This window comes from Actinokineospora inagensis DSM 44258, from assembly GCF_000482865.1.
Taxonomy (GTDB): Bacteria; Actinomycetota; Actinomycetes; order Mycobacteriales; family Pseudonocardiaceae; genus Actinokineospora; species Actinokineospora inagensis.
Window position 1 is genome coordinate 320,082 of the sequence record NZ_KI519517.1, and the last position, 16,184, is coordinate 336,265.

The window sequence follows — 16,184 nt, forward strand, 5'->3', positions numbered from 1 at the left end:
ACTACCCTCCGATGCGGACGGTCAGGGCGCCGGTGATGATGTTCGCCCCGCAGCTCGACTTGTCGCCGACCCTGGCCGCGACCAGGCCGCCGATGAGCACCCGGCCGATCCGGGGCTGGATCACGTTGCCCGGCCCGAGCGCGGCGTGCGGCGGGATCGGGCAGGCGACCGTGCTGCCGATCACGGCGGCGGGCATGCCCCCGATCAACACGGTGGCCACCCGCGTCGCCGCGGTGGGCGGTGGTGGTCCGACCGCGCCGCCGTGGCTGGTTTTGTCGCCCACCCGGACCGCGAACATGGTCGTTCTCCCTCTGTTGACGCCGACTCTGTTGACGCCGAATCCATGTGATGTCAACTCAGTTGATCTCGACCGCGAGGCCCTTGAGCTTGGCCAGGCCCCTGGCCTCGACCGCCGCCGTGCCGCCCTGGACGGTGGCCGCCCCGGTGGCCTCGACCGACACGCTCTGTCCTTTAAGGACAAGGCTGCCCCGCTTGGCGTCCACGGTGATGCCCCGGTCGTCCATCCGCAGCGAGCTCAGGATCCGACCGCCGCCCCGGCCGCGCACCCGCACGTCGATCCGGCCGTTCTTCTCGTCCAGCACGACCTCCAGCCGCTTGTCGCCGCTGGCGATCCGCACCCCGGACTTGGTGGTCGCGTCCAGCAGTTCGACCCGGTTGCCGGTGCGGGAGACCAGCGACCGCCGGTTGACCCGGCCGGACTTGGCGTCGACCAGCGGAACGTCGTGTTCGGACGGTTTGTCCAGTCCGTTGTAGAGCCCGCCCAACACGTACGGCCGGTCCAGGCTGCCCTGCTCGAACCCGACCAGCACCTCGTCGTTGACCTCCGGGCTGAACACGCCACCGCCGCGGACCCCGCCCCACTGCACGGTGCGGACCCAGTCGGTGACGTAGTTGTCGTCCAGCCACGGGAATCTCAGCCGCACCCCGCCGCGGTTGGTCGGGTCCTTGATGTCGGTGACCACCCCGATCGCCAATCCGGGCAGCCGCGGCGACCGGGCGGGCGCGTTGGCCCCCGCGACCAGACCGGCCAGCGACCGGTCGGCGGACGCGCTGACCGTGACCGTCGTCCGGTAGCCGACCCGCGGCTCCAGGACATGTCGAACGGCCGTGGCGGTGTACTTGCCGGAGAAGGCCTCGCCCGCGTTGCCCAGCGCGACCGGGGTACCCGCGCGGAACTTCGGGTTGCCCTCCACGACCACCTCCAGCTCGCCGTACCCGGCGGCGGCCGACGCGGCGACTCCGCGCGCCATGGCGTCGGTCTCGGCCTGCGTGCCGTGCGGGGTGTCGGCGACCAGCAACCGCGCCCGAGGCCCGAACCGCGCGGACGGCGACAGTCCCGGTTGGACGGTCTTGCTGATCAACGACGGCTCGACCGCGACGAACGCCCGTTTCGTCTTGACGTCCCACGCCCGGACCTCCACCGACTTGACCTGGTCGGCGCTGGTCAGCGTGGCGTGCACGGCGGTCGTGTTGCCGCGGTAGTCCATCACCAGCGGGTTGTTCTCCGCCGTCGGTGCCGGGGCCTTGCTCGCCGGTTCCGGTTTGGTCATCTGCAACACGCCCTTGTCGTCGACCCGCAGCAGCACGCCGTGGTCGTAGGCGAGCTGGGACAGGAAGTCCCAATCGGACACCGCGGCCTGGCTGAGCTGCGTGTAGGTGACCGGCGAGAGCTCGACCCGCCCCACCGGCAGCCCGGCGCCCTTGGCGACCTTGCGCACGACGTCGGACGCGGTCATGTTGCGGAACGCCTCGACCTTGCGGCCCCGGAACAACCGGTGCGCCACGCTCATCGCGTGGATCACCGTGTACGCGCCGCTGCCGTCCTTGTCCAGTTCCAGCGCGGTCACCTCGCCGGTGAACAACTGCTCCTGCGCGGTCCCCGCGACCGTGGACACCGCCACCTCCAGCCGGGTCCCGATGGTGATGCCGGTGTCGGCCAGCAGCTCGTTGTTGTCGTCGCTGTAGGTCAGGATCGCCGCGTTGGGCAACCCGACGCTCTCGTCGATCGTGCAGCTCACCAGCTTGGTGAACCACTTCTCGGTCAGCGGCGCTGGCGCGCTGACGATCGGGTCGGCGGTGTACAGCCGGGCCGCCAGGCTCACGCGAGCACCTCCACGTCGTCGGACTCCCCGCCGGGGAGCAGGAGTTCGCTGCCGACCGGCAGCACCATCGGGTCGTCGATGCCGTTGGCCTCGGCGATCACCCGCCACCGGGTCGCGTCCCCGTACTCCCGCCACGCCAACTGCGGCAGGCTGTCCCCGGCCACCACCCGGTGCGAGCGGCGCGTCTCCGGCGACCCGGAGGTCGGGTTCTGGCCCGCCGTGGCCGCGCTGGCCTCCTCAATGGACAGAGCGCACTTGGCCCGCAGCGGGGTGCCGTCCACATCGAACAGGGCGTAGTCCACCGACAGGTTCGTCAGCACCCCGTCGAACGACGTCGTCGACGCCGTGCCCCACTCGAACCGCACCCACGGGCTGGCGGGTTTCTTCCGGTTCAGGCTCTGCTTGGTCGGCACGCACGCCCGCAACAGCGTCTCCACCCGCTCCTCCACCGAGTCGTCGTGGGTGGCGGTGGCGTCGAGGAAGATCTCCACGGACAACGTGCGCGGTCCACTTCCGACGAACTCCGGCAGCGACGTGCTCCGCGCCATCCTGGACGGCTTGCGCCGCCACTCGATGCTCTTGGCCAGCGACAACGTGTTCGGGTTGAACTGGAACCGCACGCTGTCGATCCGGCCGCCCGGCGCGGCACCGACCCGCGCGGGCGGCTCCAAGACCACCAACCGGGCCCTGGCCAGGCTCTGCGCCATGTTCGGTCCTTTCTCAGGAGGCCAGCAGGCCCTCGTGCGCGAACTCCAGCGTTTCCTTCGCCGCCTGCGAGTCGGCCGGGTCGAACGACGGCCCGTCCCACCGCACCGGCACGATGCCCTGCACCTGCCACCGCATGATCGGTGTCCCGTCCGGCGCCAGCGCCACGATCTCGCCGCTCTTGCGCTCCACCCGGCGCACCACCTCGTTGAGCCAGCGCACCACCTTCGCCGAGTCCGCCGTCACCGGCCGGGTCATGGTGATGTTCGACCAGGTGATCCGGGACGGCAGTTGCCAGGTGAACCCGTTGTTGCCGCCCTCGGTGAACTGCTCCACCTCCATCTGCGCGCCGAGCCCCTGGCAGGTGTGGAACTCGCCGAGGTCGTTGCCGCCGATGGTGAGCTGGAAGAACACGGAAGAAGCGAAGACGTCGGTCATGGGTCCCTCTCAGCGGCGGTGGTCGTTGCGGCGCCCGGCCCGCTCCCGGCCGTGCCGGAACTCGGCGCGCAACAGGCGCATCAGCGGGTCGACCAGGTCCCGGGCGAGCTCGTCGAAATCGGACCGGCTCGGCTTCGCGGGCTTCTCGGCCGGGGCGGACGTGGCCTGGCGCTGCACCGGACGCGGAGCCGGTGCGGCCTTCGGCGCGGCGGTACTGCGCTGGACCGGCGGGGTCTGCGCGGGCGGCGCGGGCTTCGGCGTGGCGACCGGGTTCCGGCGTACGGCTGGTGTGACCCGCTGGGCGACCTTCGGCGGCACCGGTCGGACGACGGGGTGCGCCGCATGCTCTGCCCGTGGCGCCGAGACGACCGGCCGCACCTGCGCGCTGTCCCGCCCGAGGGTCGGCTTACCGGCTCGCTGCACGGGAGCCGGGGCCGGGTGCACCTTCACCACCGGAATCGACCCGACGCTGGACGCCGACGCGCGCGACTTGGTTGGCGCGAGCAGTACCTGCTGCGGTGCCTCGACTCGTATCGCTGTGGGCTCGGTGCGGTGCGCGGGCACGATTGGAGCGCCTAAGACAGGAGCGGTCGAGGCCACCGCCCGCGACACCACAGTTGGGCCGCTGGGCAAGGGGGAGGTGACCGGAGTCGTCGCCCGAGGAGTGGACACTGTCGGGGCGCTCAAAAGATCGGGCTTGGGTGCGACCACGGCGCGCGACACGGGGATCGACCTGTCCGGGCTGGGCGCGGCAGGTGCGGTGGCCGGGGCGCCCAGTACCGGGGTGAGCCTGGTCGGTTCGGGTGGCGTGACCGGCTTGCCGGGAGTGGGTGCACCTGGTGTGGAGACGACCGGTGCTGGACTCGATCCGCGAGGTGTTGACGTGGTTGGGGCACCTCGCACGGGAGCCATCGGGCTGGGCTGGGGTGCGGTAGGTGAGACCACAGCGCGCGACACGGAGACCGGCCTGTTGTGCGTGATCGGTGCTGGAGTCGATCCACGAGGTGCCGAGGTGTCCTGTGCGGGAGCCAACCGGCCGGGCTGGGGTACGGCCAAGGCGCGCGACACCGGGATCGGCTTGTCGGGAGCAACCGGTGCGTGAGGTGTCGAGACCGCCGGGGCGCCCCGCGCAGAAGTCAACCGAGTGGGCTGAGGTGCGGCGGGTGCGGCCACCGGGATCGACTTGTCAGGAGCGACTGGTGCTGGAGTCGAAGCGTGAGGCTTAGCGGTGGCGCCCTGCGCAGGAGTCAACCGAGTGGGCTGGGGCGCGGCGGGTGGGGCCACGGGGATCGGCTTGTCAGGGGTGACTGGTGTTGGAGTCGATGCGTGAGGCGTTGGGCTGTTCTGCGCGGGAGTCAACCGGCCGGGCTGGGGTACGGCCAGGGCACGCGACACGGGGATCGGCTTGTCGAGAGTGACCGGTGCTGGAATTGATGCGTGCGGCGCCGGGGTGACCCGCGCGGGAGTCAATCGGGTGGGTTGGGGCGCGGTTACGGGGATTGGTTTGTCGGGGGTGACTGGTGTTGGAGTCGATCCACGAGGTGCCGAGGTGTCCTGCGTGGGAGCCGACCGGGGGAGCTGGGGTGCGGTCGGGGCCACCACGGGGATCGACTCGGTGAGGGTGGGTGCACCTGGTGTGGAAACGACCGGTGTGGGGACAATGGGGGCGCCCAACACGGGAGCCGACCGAGTGGGCTCGGGCCTGGTGGGCGAGGCCACGGCCCGTGACACGGTGATCGGTGCTGGAGTCGATGGGCGAGAGGTGGCGCCCTGCGCAGGAGTCGACTCGCCGGGCTGAGGTGGGGAAGGCGAGGAGACGACCGGTGCCGGAGCTGATCGGTCGGGCTTGGGCGCGGTGGGCAGGGCCACGGCGATCGGCTTGGTGGGGGTAGGGGTGACTGGTGCCGGTGTCGAGATGAGTGGAGCACCCAACACGGGAGTCGACTTGCCGGATGTGGGTGCCGGAGTCGGATTGTCGGGGGAAGAGAAGACCGGCGCACCGAGCATCGGTGTCGACACACGAGCAGGGGCGGGGCTGCTGGTCGGTGCTCGCCTGACCGGAGTGGAGGACACCGCAGGAGCGCCCGGCACGGGCTTCGCAGGCGGAGAGGACGCGGCCGGGGCACGCAGCACTGTGGTCGGCGTGGCGGGGGAGGCCACGACACGTGGCTCGGGGGTCGACTCACCGCGCACCGGCGCCGGATCGCCCAACATAGGAGCAGACTCGTCGGGAGCGATCACCGGTAGTGCAGTCGTTGAGCCGTTGGATACGGCGGTCACGATCGGCGCCGGGGGAGTGGCCGATACGACCGGCGTCCCCGAGTTGGGCGTGCTGTGCACAGCGAGAGCGGGTGCCCGCTGCACCACCGGTTCGGTGCGTGGCCCCGACTCGACCTTCCGGCTGATCACCGGACTGGCAGGCGACGGCTCAGCCCCGCTCACCTGAGCATCGACCGGTGCCCCGACCGCCAGCAGCAACGGTCCACGCGGAGCCGACTCCACCCCCGGCGCCCGCAGCACCCCGTGTGCCACCCCCGCAGGGGCCGACGCCGATGTCGAGTGGGACATGCCGCCCATCAGGGACGGGTTGTGCCACGAGGCCAGGGTGGAGCGGAAGGCGACCCCGTCCGAGACGGACACGCCTTCCCGCGCCGTGGTGGGGGTGAGCGGTGGCAGCGCCCGCCAGCCGCCGTCCCAGGCCGGGCGGTCGGCTGCCCGCTTCGGCTTGCGGAAACGGTCCAAGATGGACATTGAACCTCACCCCCCGTCGTTGATCCTGGTGTTGATCCGGCTGATCTCCCGCACCCACCTGGCGCGCTCGTCGTGCGGCAGGTCGAGGATTTCCTCGCGCGGCCAGTGGAAGTGGTACGCCACGTACGCGACCTCCTCGAGCAGCCGGTCGGGCGCGTACGTCACGATTCCCCCAGGCGCCCACCTGCCAGGTCGACGTCGAAGGTGGTGCCGCAGGACGGGCAGGACACGCCCGCCCTCGTGTGGCCCTCGCTGTTGATCCGGCGGTAGAAGTCCTGCAGGAACGCGATGTCGGTGGCGTACATCTGCTCCACCACACCGGCGTGCACCTCGGACACCCCACCCAGCTCGGTGATCACCTGGCTGAGCAGCACGACGCTGAGGTACGCCGGGTTCTCCTTGACCCGCAGGTCGATCAGCGGCCGCAGCTCGTCGCGAGCGGTGGCCAGGCGCATCCGGCCGGTGCGGTGCGTGGTGCCGTTCTGGTCGACGTAGCCGCGGGGCAGCTCGAAGGCGAACTCGGTGTGCGCCGGCTCGGGCTGCGCCGACCGCGCCTTGCTCTTGCGACCGACCTCGACCAGTTCGTCGAGGTTGTCCAGGCTGATCGTGCGGCGCCTCATTCGACCTCGATGTCCTCGAAGGTGATGGTGACCTTCTCCGTCGCGCCGGTCGACTCACCGGCCTTGAGCGAGGGGCCCTCCCACTTGCTGGCCCAGCCGTTCATCAACTGCATTCGGCGGACCGTGTTGCCCTCGCTGTCCTTGACCTCGATGGTGATGTTCTGCCGCGCCGAGTTGACCGCGCCCTTGTTCAGGGTCTCCTTGAGCCACTTGGTGAACTCGCTGCTCTGGTCCAGCCCGCGGGTCAGCACGATCTCGCCGCCCTTGCGCGCGCCGGGCTGCTTGCGCAGCAGCGGCTTGCCCTGCGGGGTCACCTGGGACACCACGACGACGTCCTCCTCGACGGTCAGGCCGCTCACCTCCTGCAGCGACTCGACCTCGTACCCACCGAGCTGCACCCCGAAGATGTGCGTGGAAAGCGCGTCGCCCTCTGCCATGGCCTACCTCTCCTCAGATCCCTGGACCGTTATTCGCTGACGAGGCTGGTGCTGTCGGAGTACTGCGCCAGCCGGAACACCACGAACTCGGCTGGCTTGACCGGTGCCACGCCGATCTCGCAGACGACCTGCCCGAGGTCGATGGACTCCTGGGGGTTGTTGTCCCGGTCGCACTTGACGTAGAACGCCTCGTCCGCGGTGCGGCCGAACAGCGCCCCCTGGCGCCACTGCTCGGTGAGGAAGGCGGTGATGTTGCGCCGGATGCTCGACCACAGCCGGTCGTCGTTGGGCTCGAACACCACCCACTGGGTGCCGATCAGGATCGACTCCTCCAGGTAGTTGAACAGCCTGCGCACGTTCAGGTACCGCCACGCCGGGTCGGAGGACAGCGTCCGCGCGCCCCACACCCGGATGCCGCGGCCGGGGAAGGCGCGCACGCAGTTGACGCCGATCGGGTTGAGCAGGTCCTGCTCGCCCTTGCTCAGCCCCAGTTCCAGGTCGACCGCGCCGCGGATGACCTCGTTGGCCGGTGCCTTGTGCACACCGCGTTCGACGTCGTTGCGCGCCCAGACGCCCGCGATGTGGCCGGACGGCGGGACGATCGAGTTGCGGCCCGCGGCCGGGTCGAACACCTTGATCCACGGGTAGTACAGGGCGGCGTGCTTGGAGTCGTAGCCCGCGGTGTCCTGCCGCCAGTCGCGCACCTGCTGGGCGTTGAGGCCGGGCGGGGTGTCCAGCACGGCGACCCGGTCGCCCATCTGCTCGCAGTGCGAGATGATCGCCAACTGCACGGTCTTGACGCCTTCGAGGTCGATCGCGCCGCGCTGGTAGGCGCCCATCAGATCGGGGACGGCGACCATGGTGACCTCGTCGACCGCCTCCAGGCCGCCGAACCCGGTGCGCGCCTCGGCGTCGCCGATGTACTCGGACGCGTTGACCGGGGCCGACTCGGCGGGCTTGTCCGCGGTGGCCAGGGTGACCGACTGGCGCTCTGGGCGGGCAGGCGCGGTGCCGGACTGCTCGGTCACCGTGATCAGCTTGGACCGCTCGCTGACCTGGGTGACCACGTAGTTCTTGACGTTCTTGCGGGTCGACACGTCGAACGTCTCGGCGACCTTGCCGCCTTGGCGGACCAGCAGCTTGAACCGGTCGTCCGGCGGGTTGTCCCCGTCGGCGTCGGCGATCTCCACCGAGACGTCCGGTCCGGCGTCCGGGCGCGGCGCGACCAAGAGCCCGCCGAGGGTCACCGGGACCGGCGCGGGCGGGGCGGCGTCCGGCGCCGGGCCGCCCACCCGCACGACGTAGGCGGAGCCGCCGCCGTTGCTGAAGTACCCGTACAGCGCGTGCGGCAGGTAGGTGCCCTCGACGAAACCGCCGAACAGTTGCGCGTACTGGTTCCAACTGGTCACCAGGGTCGGTCGGTGGAACGGTCCCCGCTCGGCGAACCCGACGAAGGCGGCGACCGCCGTGCCCACGCCCTCGATCGGTCGCGCCCCGGACTGGACCTCCTCCACGTACACGCCTGGGGAGAGGTACTGCGGCATGCTCGCTCCTCGTCGTTCAGATCTGTTGTCCCGCACCAGGTTGGCGCGGGGGGCGGTACTTGCGGCAGGTCCGCCGGACTCTGCCGCGGGGCACCGCGGTTGCCCTGCCGGTCAACCGCGCCGGGTCAGCTCCTGGACAGGTCGCCTGCCACCCGGATGCCGAACTGGCGCCACAGGGCGGCGAGGACGCGTTCGAGCACCTCCGCCTCGGACAGCGGTTGCTGCCCCTGCGGGAGGTGGCCGTTGACGAAGTCGCGCAGACCCTGGCGGGTGGTGGGGGTCGCGGGCAGGGTGAACGAGAACGGGCCGGTCGCGCCGCCACCGCCCGCCCCGCGGGCCGGTGGGATCTGGCCGTGGTGCATGTAGGCGCCGCCCTGGTAGTTCGTGTCGGGCCCGATCGGGGCGCCCGAGCTGATCACGCCCACCGCGTGGCCGCCCGCTTCCTGGCCGACGAACCGCGCCGCGTCCGGTGACCCGGACAGCAGGTAGACGAACTGGTTGTCGGGTTGCCCGTCGGTGTCGGGCAACCCGATGCCCCGCCCCGCCCCGGGGACCAGGCCCTGGGCGTGGATCGGCGGGATGGCCCGCCTGCCGGTCAGGTGGGCGTGGATGTCGATCCCGGCGGGCAGGTTCGCGACCGCGCCGAACCGGCCGCGCAGGGCGGACAGGTCCAGGGTCTCGTCGTCGCTGCTGCTCTCGCCCTGCTGCCCCGGGCGGGTCCGCGCCGGTCCGCCGATGCCCATCGGCTGCGCCGACGACCCCGGGATGCCCATCGGGATGGCGGGGGTCGCGGCGGGCCGCTGGGGGGCCGACGCGGACTGGATCTCGGCGCGCTCGGTGGCGATCATCTGCACCAGTTGGGCGATGATGGCGCGCTTGTTCTGCGCCCGCGCGTTGTTGATGCTGATCGTGGTCGCCTGTGCCTGGTTGTTCTGCCAGGCCTGGACGGCCTGCTCCAGCGCGGTGAGGATGTCGCCGCGCTGGGTGAGCTGGGTGTTGTCCTGGATGGAGATGTAGGCCCGGATGGCGCGGGTGATCGGCGGCCAGAACGACTGCCGCAGGCCCATGCCGCCGGGGTCCTCGCCCAGCGCGTCGCGGACCGTGTCGGACTGCCGCCAGTCCCTCGGGGACCGCTGGACGGGGGCCGCGTCGTGACTGTGCGCGGCAGGCCCGGCGTGGTCATGTGCGCTGTGGTCGGGTCCGGCATGGTTGTGTCCACTGTGGTCGGTCGCGGGGGCGCTCATCGCCTTGGTCGCCATGTCCTCGGCTGCCCGTTCGTACTGGTCGCCGGGGTCGCTGAGGGCAAGGCCGTCGCCCGCCGGGGTCGCCGACACGGGGCCTTGCCGCTGCTGGACGACGTGCCACAGCTCGTGCGCCAGGGTGTGGTCGTCCCCGCCGCCCCGGCCGAGGACCACGTGTTCGCCGGAGGTGTACGCGCGGGCGCCGATCCGGTCGGCCGAGTCGGCGGCGGCCGAGTCGTTGTGCACGCGCACGGAGGAGAAGTCCGCGCCCAGTCGGGACTCCATGTCGGACCGGACACCATTGGCCAGCGGCTGACCCGATCCGCTGAGCACCTCGTGCACCCCGGTCGACGACTCGTGTGTCTCTTCTTGCTCGACCTGTTCGGCACTGTCCAACAGTTGCGCCACGGCCGCGTTGCCGATCGACCGCTGCAAACCGCGGATCGCCCGCAGCCCGGAGCTCGCTTCCGCGGGCGCGTTCGTGGACAGGGGTGCCTGCTGCCGCGTGGGCTTGTCCGCCCGGTCCTGCTCGTGTTCGTGCACTGTGCCTCCTCGGGTGGTCAAGCTGGTCAAGCTGAACGTGCGGCGGGCGGGTCGAACTCCTCGTCGACCACGAGCCTGCCGAGCTTGCGGTACTCCTGGCGCACGGAAGCGACCAGATCGGCCATCGCGACCGGCCGGTCCGCTGCCGCCGCCGCGTAGGCGGCGCTGATCGCGCACGCCCGGATCGACCCGCCCGCCAGTTCGAACCGGTCCGCGACGGTGCCCAGGTCCACATCGGCCGACCGGGGCATCGCGGTGCCGAGGCAGCGGTCCCACAGCGCGGCCCGCTGCCCGGCGTCGGGCAGCGCGAACTCGGCGATCACGTCCAGCCGCCTGGTGAATGCGTCGTCCACATTGGACCGCAGGTTGGTGGTGAGCACCGCGACCCCGCCGAAGGACTCCAGCCGGGACAGCAGGTAGGCCGACTCCAGGTTGGCGTACCGGTCGCGCGCGTCGGAGATCTTGGACCGCTTGCCGAACACGGCGTCGGCCTCGTCGAACAGCAGCACGCCCTGCACCCGCTCGGCCTCGGTGAAGATCCGCTCCAGGTTCTTCTCGGTCTCGCCGAGGTACTTGTCGACCACGGTGGCCAGGTTGACCACGTACAGGTCCATCCCGATGGCGTGCGCGACGACCTCGGCCGACATCGTCTTGCCGGTACCCGACTCGCCCGCGAACAACGCGACCACGCCGCGACCGCGACCGCCGCCGGGCCGCATGCCCCACTCGCCGAGTACCCGGTCGCGCAGCCGCGCCCGCTGGGCGAGGTCGACCAGTTGGTCCCGGGTGGCGTTCGGCAGCACCAGGTCCGCCCAGCCGACGGCGGGCTCGATCCGTCGGGCCAGCCTGCGCAGCCCGGAGCCGTTCGTCGCGCGCACACCAGCCTGGATGTGCCCGAGCCCCAGCGGCCGCCCGTCCAGGGCGGCGTGCCGGGCGGCGACCGAGACGATCCGCTCCACCTGGGCGCCGCCGACCCGGTAGACGCCGACCCCGGTCACCACGTCGGCGGCCACGGGTTTGCCGGTGGCCGCCGTGATCGCGGTCGCCCAGGTGTCCGGCGAGCCGCCGGGGGAGTGGGCCACCGGGATCGACAGGACGGTGCGCGACGCCCAGTTCGCCTCCCAGGGAAGTCCGCTGTACAGGACCAGCGGCACACTGGTCCCACTGCCTGCGCTGCCAGCACTGCCCACGCCGTCGACCAGGGCGCGCAGCCCCTCGGGTGCCGACTCCACCGGTCCGACGACGATGCCCGCGCCGCGCAACCGGGCCTCGCGCACCAGTGGCACCACCACCGCGTCGGTCAGCGCGTCCGGGTCGACCACGACCGCCGTGCCCAGGGCCTCGACGGCGACCCGGTGCGCCTCGCCCGCGATGTCGTGCAGGTGTACCGGTCCCGCCGCCGTGGCCTCGAACAGCCGGGCCGCGAACGGGCTCGGTCCCTCGCTCGCCACCAGCACCTCGGCGGCCAGTGCCGGGTCGGGGTTGTCGTCGCCGAGCAGGTGCGCGACCACGCGGTCCGGCACCCGCAGCGTCCGGGACAGCGCCGCGGCGGTCGGGTCGGTGACCTCCACCAGGCCGCCGGACACCAGCGGCGCGGCGGGGGACAGCCGGAACCGCCCCAACCCGGCCTGCGGCAGTCCACACAGTCGCAATGCGAGACCGACTGTGGGTCGGCGCCTGCTGATGTCGTCGTTGAGGTAGCCGTAGAGCTGTTCGAACCGGGCGTCGATGTCCGGCGCGATGGCGACCAGCAGCAGGTTCAGCTCCACCTCGTCCAGCCCGAACCGCTCGCCGAGGGTTGACCACCGGCCGGAGGGTTGCTCAATGCGACTCAGTGGCACCGGTGTGACCGGGGTGTCCAGCACCCGGTGGACGTCGGCCTGGGTCAGGTAGAGCGCCCGGCGCGGGTCGGCGAACCCCGGGTCGCCCTCGGCGCGGTCGCCGATCGCCGCCCGGACCCGGTCCTCCAGCTCGGCCAGCCGGGCCAGCAGGTCAGCGCTCACGAGATCGGGCCCTGCCGCCTGCGCCGGGTGGGTTTCGGCCGGGTGACGGCGAACCCGTTGCCCTCGGCGGTGGTCGGACCGTCGTAGCGCAGCCGGTGCCCGGTGGTGCCCGGCTCGCCGTGCAGCACCATGCCCTCGGTGACCGGTGGCCCGGCCGGTGTGTGGTGGCCGATCAGCGGCGCGAGCACCAGTACGTCGATCGCCGGTTTCAGCTCACCGCCGAGGGCGGACCAGATGTCGGTGGCCGCGCTGCCCGACGACACCGGACCGGCGGTCTCCATCGTCACCGACAACCCGACCTGGGACAGGGTCCCGGTCAGCCACCGGTCGTCGATGCGCTCCCGGCGGGCCAGACAGGACAGCGCCTGCGACAGCAGCCGGTGCTCGTCCTGCGGCCGGTTAGTCCACGCCGTCACCAGGTACGACAGCCGGTACCAGCGCGGCGGCTCCCGCCACCCGGTGATCGTCCCGTCCTCGTCGAGCTCCTCGGCGGCCCCGGTGCCGCGCCGCGTGCGGTCCTCCCGGATGTCGTAGAGGAACACGTTGATCGTCGGTGCCGTCCGCCGCGCCGTCCAGTCGGTGGTCGGCGCGTCGAACGCCAGTTCACCGCCGCCACCGGGCACACCGCCGTCCTCCAGCAGCCTGCGCAGCGCCTCGTCGACCTCGTGGATCACGTCCGCCCCCTCACCGTCTGGCCACCATGTCCGGCGGTCCGATCGCGCCGGTGACCACCAGGAACGGCGTGGTCGCCGGGCGGAACCCGGGGCCGGTCGCGGTGATCGTGCGCGGCCCGGTCTGATCCTTGGTCAGGATCAGCAACTGGGCGATGAACGTGCCGTTGCCCACCGGGAACGTGGGCGCCGCCGCGGCCGTGATCCCCGGGGTCCAGGTCAGCACCACTGGCACGCCAGGCGGGAAGTCCTTCCCGCGCACCGAGGTGACGAACCCGGGCTTGCCGATGTCCGGCACGGCGATGATCGTCGGCAGCAGCACCCGCATCGGCGCGACGGCCGCGTTGTCCGCCAGGTTGTTGTCGGTGCCCGTGGTGCGCAGCAGCCCGCGCACCTCCGTCTCACCGGGGGCCTGCGGCGCCAGCACGACCTGGACCAGCGCGGCCGCGCCCGGCGGCAGGTCGGGCAGTTGGCAACTCGTCTGGCTGCACCCCGGCGGAAGCGACTGCACCGGGATGCCTGCGGGCAGCGCCAGGTCCAGGCGCAGTCCGGTGGCCAGGCTGGCGCCCCCGTTGCGCGCGGTGTAGGTGACCGTCGCCCGACCATCCACATAGGACGGATTGGGGTTCACCACGACCGAGAGCGCCGGACCGGCCGGTGGCGGGGGCGGTGGTGGCGGAGGAGGCGGCGGGGGAAGATCGGGCAGGTTGATCTCGACGTCGGTGCCTGCCGCGTTGTCCGCCGGCGCGGAGTCGACCACGGGTCCGTTGACGGTCCACTGCAGCCGGGACCGCTCGGCCGCCACGGCCGTGAACTCGGCGGTGATCCGAATGGTGTCGCCCGGTGTCTGCGGGCCCAGAACACACCGCTGCTCGACCGGGTCGCACTGGCCCCGGTCGGATCGCAGGTCGCGCAACCGCAAGCCCGCGGGCACGGACACGGTCACCACCGCGGACGGATTGGTCGCCGGACCGTGGTTGACCACGTCGACCGGCACCTGCACTTGGTCGCCGACCGTCGCGGTGATCTTGGGCGGCGCCAGCACGGCCAGGTCGACCGGCTGCTGCCACGTCGGTTCCTTCTGCCTTCCGAGCAGGTCCCAGTCGAGCCGATCCAGTTGGCCGGTCTTGAGGTTCAACACGGCCAAGGCCTCTTGGGCTCGGGCGTCGGCCGCCCGGCGGGTGGTCAGCACGAGCCGGTCGCCTTCGGCCGAGAACGCGACGTCCCGGGGCTGGAACGGGCCGGTCGCGCTGGTGATCGGGCCGGCGCAGGACGAAAAACCCGCGGGCAGCGCGGCCCGGCAACTGTTGTCCGACAACGTCACCAGCAGCACGCCGTCGTTCTCGCGGTTGAACGCGAGCACCCGGCTGTCCGGGCTGAACGTGGAGCTGTCGTCGGTGACCGCGCAGTCGAACCCGCACACCGCCCTGGTCAGGTCGCGTTGGTCGGTGAGGGTGTCCGCGCGGGCGACCCACACATGGTTGTCGCGCACTTCGCCGGTAGGCCCATCGGTCACCAAGCCCCGGGTGAACGACAACGTCCGTCCGTCCGGCGACCACGCGGGCTGGGTGTCCTCTTGGTCGGCAACCTCCGGCGGCGGCTCCAACTTCCGCCGCACCGCCCCGGTCGCCGGGTCGATGACCACGACCCTGGCCTTGCCGCCCGCCGGTCGGACGCCACCGGGGGAGCGGCGGGCGAACACGATCGACCGGCCGTCCGGCGACCACGCGGCGTCGAACTCCCAGTCCGCGGGCTGCCGGTCGGCCACCGGCACCCGGTGCGGGTTCGAGCCGTCGGCGTCGACGATCCACAGCCGCTGCACGCGCCCGCCGCCGCCGTCCTCGAACCGCGTCACCAGGATCTGCCGACCGTCGGGGGAGTAGGACTCGCGTTGCGTCCACGGGTCGTAGTCGGCGCGGGGGTGGAACAACAGGTTCGGGTCGTTGACGCTCTCCGGGTCCTCCCGCAGCACGGGCACGCCGAGATCCCTGGGGTCGGTGCCGTCCGGCAAGACGTCTTGCAGCGTCGCGGTGTTGAACGTCGGCGCGGAGGTCCGGGACACCAGCAACTGCTGGACGCCGCCGAGCACCCGCCACGTGGGCGAGGCGACATCGCGGTTCTCGGCCAACAAGAGATCGGGGGCGACCGGCGAGGGCAACGTGGTCGCGTCGATGCAGTAGACCTTCAGCACCGTGGGATCGGCCGTACAGGTGCAGACCTGGTCCTTGGACAGGAACAACAGGTTCACGCCGTCGGGTTTCCAGGCGGGAGATTGGGTGTTCCACGCCGCGTGCGCGCCACCGAGCACCGGCGTGCCGGTCGTCGCGCCACCACCGAGGACCCGGACCTGGGTGCGGCCGCCGCCGAGGTCGACGGTGTACGCGAGCCTGCCGTCGACCGGGTTCCACGCGGGCTGGCCTGCCGACCCGTCCGGGTCGTCGGTCAGCCGCCGGGTCGGGCCGCCCGCGAGGGGACGCGCGTAGATCTGCCCGGAGCGGGTGAACGCGATGTCCGAACCGTCCGGTGAGAACGACGGTCCGGTCTCGTCCTGCGGTGTCTGGGTGAGCCTGCGTTCGCCGGTGCCGTCGACCCCCACGGCCCACAGGTCGCGTTCCCCGTTCTCGGCGGAGTCGAACACGACCGTGCGCAGGTCCGGTGACAGGGTCGGATGGGCGGCGTCCCGCTCGGTGGTCAGCCTGCGTACCGAACCGTCCGGCTGGGCGAGGTAGACCTGCGGGCGCGGGCCATCCCGTCTACTGGTGAAGACCACCAGCTCGCCCCGGGTGGACACGTCGTCGTCGAAGTGCGCCGCACCGGCGCCGAACAACGGTCGGGTCGCCGCCAACCGGTCCGGCACCGGGTCGTCCAACACGCCGACGCTGCGGTGCCCGGTGCCCGCGAAGGCGATCCGGGTCGGCGCCGGGGCGGGGTCGGCGGCGGACGGCGCCGCCATCGGCGCGCCCGCGGTCACCACCCCGGCCAACGCCACCAACACCAGCGGTACGACGAGGGTCCGGGACACAGGTGTCCTCCCGCGCTCATGGGCCACGCCGCGATCATCGTCCCGGCGGGGCACCGGTTCCGAGGTCCGATCGGGCACCGCCGCGG

General features: G+C 71.9%; 14 protein-coding genes. 1 reads left to right on the forward strand and 13 read right to left on the reverse strand.

Annotated elements, in window-relative coordinates:
* Window position 1: 1 nt before the first annotated feature.
* From H504_RS0129390 to H504_RS39115, 5 genes are read right to left on the reverse strand one after another with little or no spacing between them, the layout of a single operon-like run.
* Entirely contained in the window at window positions 2-298 is a 297-nt protein-coding gene (locus H504_RS0129390; protein WP_035306637.1) for a PAAR domain-containing protein, read from the reverse strand.
* 58 nt (window positions 299-356) lie between these two features.
* Window positions 357-2,123, reverse strand: a complete 1,767-nt coding sequence (locus tag H504_RS37650) for a VgrG-related protein (RefSeq protein ID WP_051386380.1) — start codon at window positions 2,121-2,123, stop codon at window positions 357-359.
* On the reverse strand, window positions 2,120-2,830 hold the full coding sequence (locus H504_RS0129400; RefSeq protein ID WP_026425715.1) for a CIS tube protein: 711 nt from the start codon (window positions 2,828-2,830) through the stop codon (window positions 2,120-2,122). The genes H504_RS37650 and H504_RS0129400 overlap by 4 nt, the downstream gene beginning before the upstream one ends.
* A 13-nt stretch (window positions 2,831-2,843) precedes the next feature.
* Window positions 2,844-3,266, reverse strand: a complete 423-nt coding sequence (locus H504_RS0129405) for a phage tail protein (RefSeq protein ID WP_026425716.1) — start codon at window positions 3,264-3,266, stop codon at window positions 2,844-2,846.
* Window positions 3,267-3,275: 9 nt separating this feature from the next.
* Entirely contained in the window at window positions 3,276-3,830 is a 555-nt protein-coding gene (locus H504_RS39115) for a hypothetical protein (RefSeq protein WP_026425717.1), read from the reverse strand.
* A gap of 1,351 nt (window positions 3,831-5,181) precedes the next feature.
* On the opposite strand from H504_RS39115, the gene H504_RS41705 reads away from it, so the two are divergent.
* A complete protein-coding gene (locus tag H504_RS41705; RefSeq protein WP_157440704.1) occupies window positions 5,182-5,712 on the forward strand; it encodes a hypothetical protein in 531 nt (176 codons plus the stop codon).
* A 311-nt stretch (window positions 5,713-6,023) separates the two neighbouring features.
* Here H504_RS41705 and H504_RS42200 read toward each other — a convergent pair whose 3' ends face one another.
* The 8 genes from H504_RS42200 to H504_RS0129455 all read right to left on the reverse strand — a co-directional run bounded on the left by H504_RS42200 (window position 6,024) and on the right by H504_RS0129455 (window position 16,098).
* A complete protein-coding gene (locus H504_RS42200; protein ID WP_169735477.1) occupies window positions 6,024-6,182 on the reverse strand; it encodes a DUF6760 family protein in 159 nt (52 codons plus the stop codon).
* Entirely contained in the window at window positions 6,179-6,637 is a 459-nt protein-coding gene (locus H504_RS0129425; protein ID WP_026425718.1) for a hypothetical protein, read from the reverse strand. Before H504_RS0129425 ends, H504_RS42200 begins: the two co-directional genes overlap by 4 nt.
* Window positions 6,634-7,074, reverse strand: coding sequence for a phage tail protein (locus H504_RS0129430; protein WP_026425719.1), 441 nt, complete (start codon window positions 7,072-7,074; stop codon window positions 6,634-6,636). Before H504_RS0129430 ends, H504_RS0129425 begins: the two co-directional genes overlap by 4 nt.
* 29 nt (window positions 7,075-7,103) lie before the next feature.
* Window positions 7,104-8,618, reverse strand: a complete 1,515-nt coding sequence (locus tag H504_RS0129435) for a phage tail sheath family protein (RefSeq protein WP_026425720.1) — start codon at window positions 8,616-8,618, stop codon at window positions 7,104-7,106.
* Between the two features lie 125 nt (window positions 8,619-8,743).
* Complete coding sequence (locus tag H504_RS39120) at window positions 8,744-10,402, reverse strand: eCIS core domain-containing protein (protein ID WP_051386381.1); 1,659 nt, start codon at window positions 10,400-10,402, stop codon at window positions 8,744-8,746.
* A gap of 26 nt (window positions 10,403-10,428) precedes the next feature.
* Entirely contained in the window at window positions 10,429-12,405 is a 1,977-nt protein-coding gene (locus tag H504_RS0129445) for an ATP-binding protein (RefSeq protein WP_026425721.1), read from the reverse strand.
* Window positions 12,402-13,079 carry a Pvc16 family protein gene (locus H504_RS0129450; RefSeq protein ID WP_026425722.1) on the reverse strand — a complete coding sequence of 226 codons (678 nt, stop codon included), beginning with the start codon at window positions 13,077-13,079 and terminating at the stop codon, window positions 12,402-12,404. The genes H504_RS0129445 and H504_RS0129450 overlap by 4 nt, the downstream gene beginning before the upstream one ends.
* 10 nt (window positions 13,080-13,089) lie before the next feature.
* The gene (locus H504_RS0129455) at window positions 13,090-16,098 is read right to left on the reverse strand and encodes a DUF11 domain-containing protein (protein ID WP_026425723.1); all 3,009 of its coding nucleotides are present in this window, start codon (window positions 16,096-16,098) and stop codon (window positions 13,090-13,092) included.
* Between the last annotated feature and the right edge of the window lie 86 nt (window positions 16,099-16,184).

Excerpts from the sequence above, each read along its gene's own strand:
- H504_RS0129390 (WP_035306637.1), bottom strand. The coding sequence starts at position 298 with ATGTTCGCGGTCCGGGTGGGCGACAAAACCAGCCACGGCGGCGCGGTC.
- H504_RS0129400 (WP_026425715.1), bottom strand. The coding sequence starts at position 2,830 with ATGGCGCAGAGCCTGGCCAGGGCCCGGTTGGTGGTCTTGGAGCCGCCC.
- H504_RS0129405 (WP_026425716.1), bottom strand. The coding sequence starts at position 3,266 with ATGACCGACGTCTTCGCTTCTTCCGTGTTCTTCCAGCTCACCATCGGC.
- H504_RS41705 (WP_157440704.1), top strand. The coding sequence starts at position 5,182 with ATGAGTGGAGCACCCAACACGGGAGTCGACTTGCCGGATGTGGGTGCC.
- H504_RS0129425 (WP_026425718.1), bottom strand. The coding sequence starts at position 6,637 with ATGAGGCGCCGCACGATCAGCCTGGACAACCTCGACGAACTGGTCGAG.
- H504_RS0129430 (WP_026425719.1), bottom strand. The coding sequence starts at position 7,074 with ATGGCAGAGGGCGACGCGCTTTCCACGCACATCTTCGGGGTGCAGCTC.
- H504_RS0129435 (WP_026425720.1), bottom strand. The coding sequence starts at position 8,618 with ATGCCGCAGTACCTCTCCCCAGGCGTGTACGTGGAGGAGGTCCAGTCC.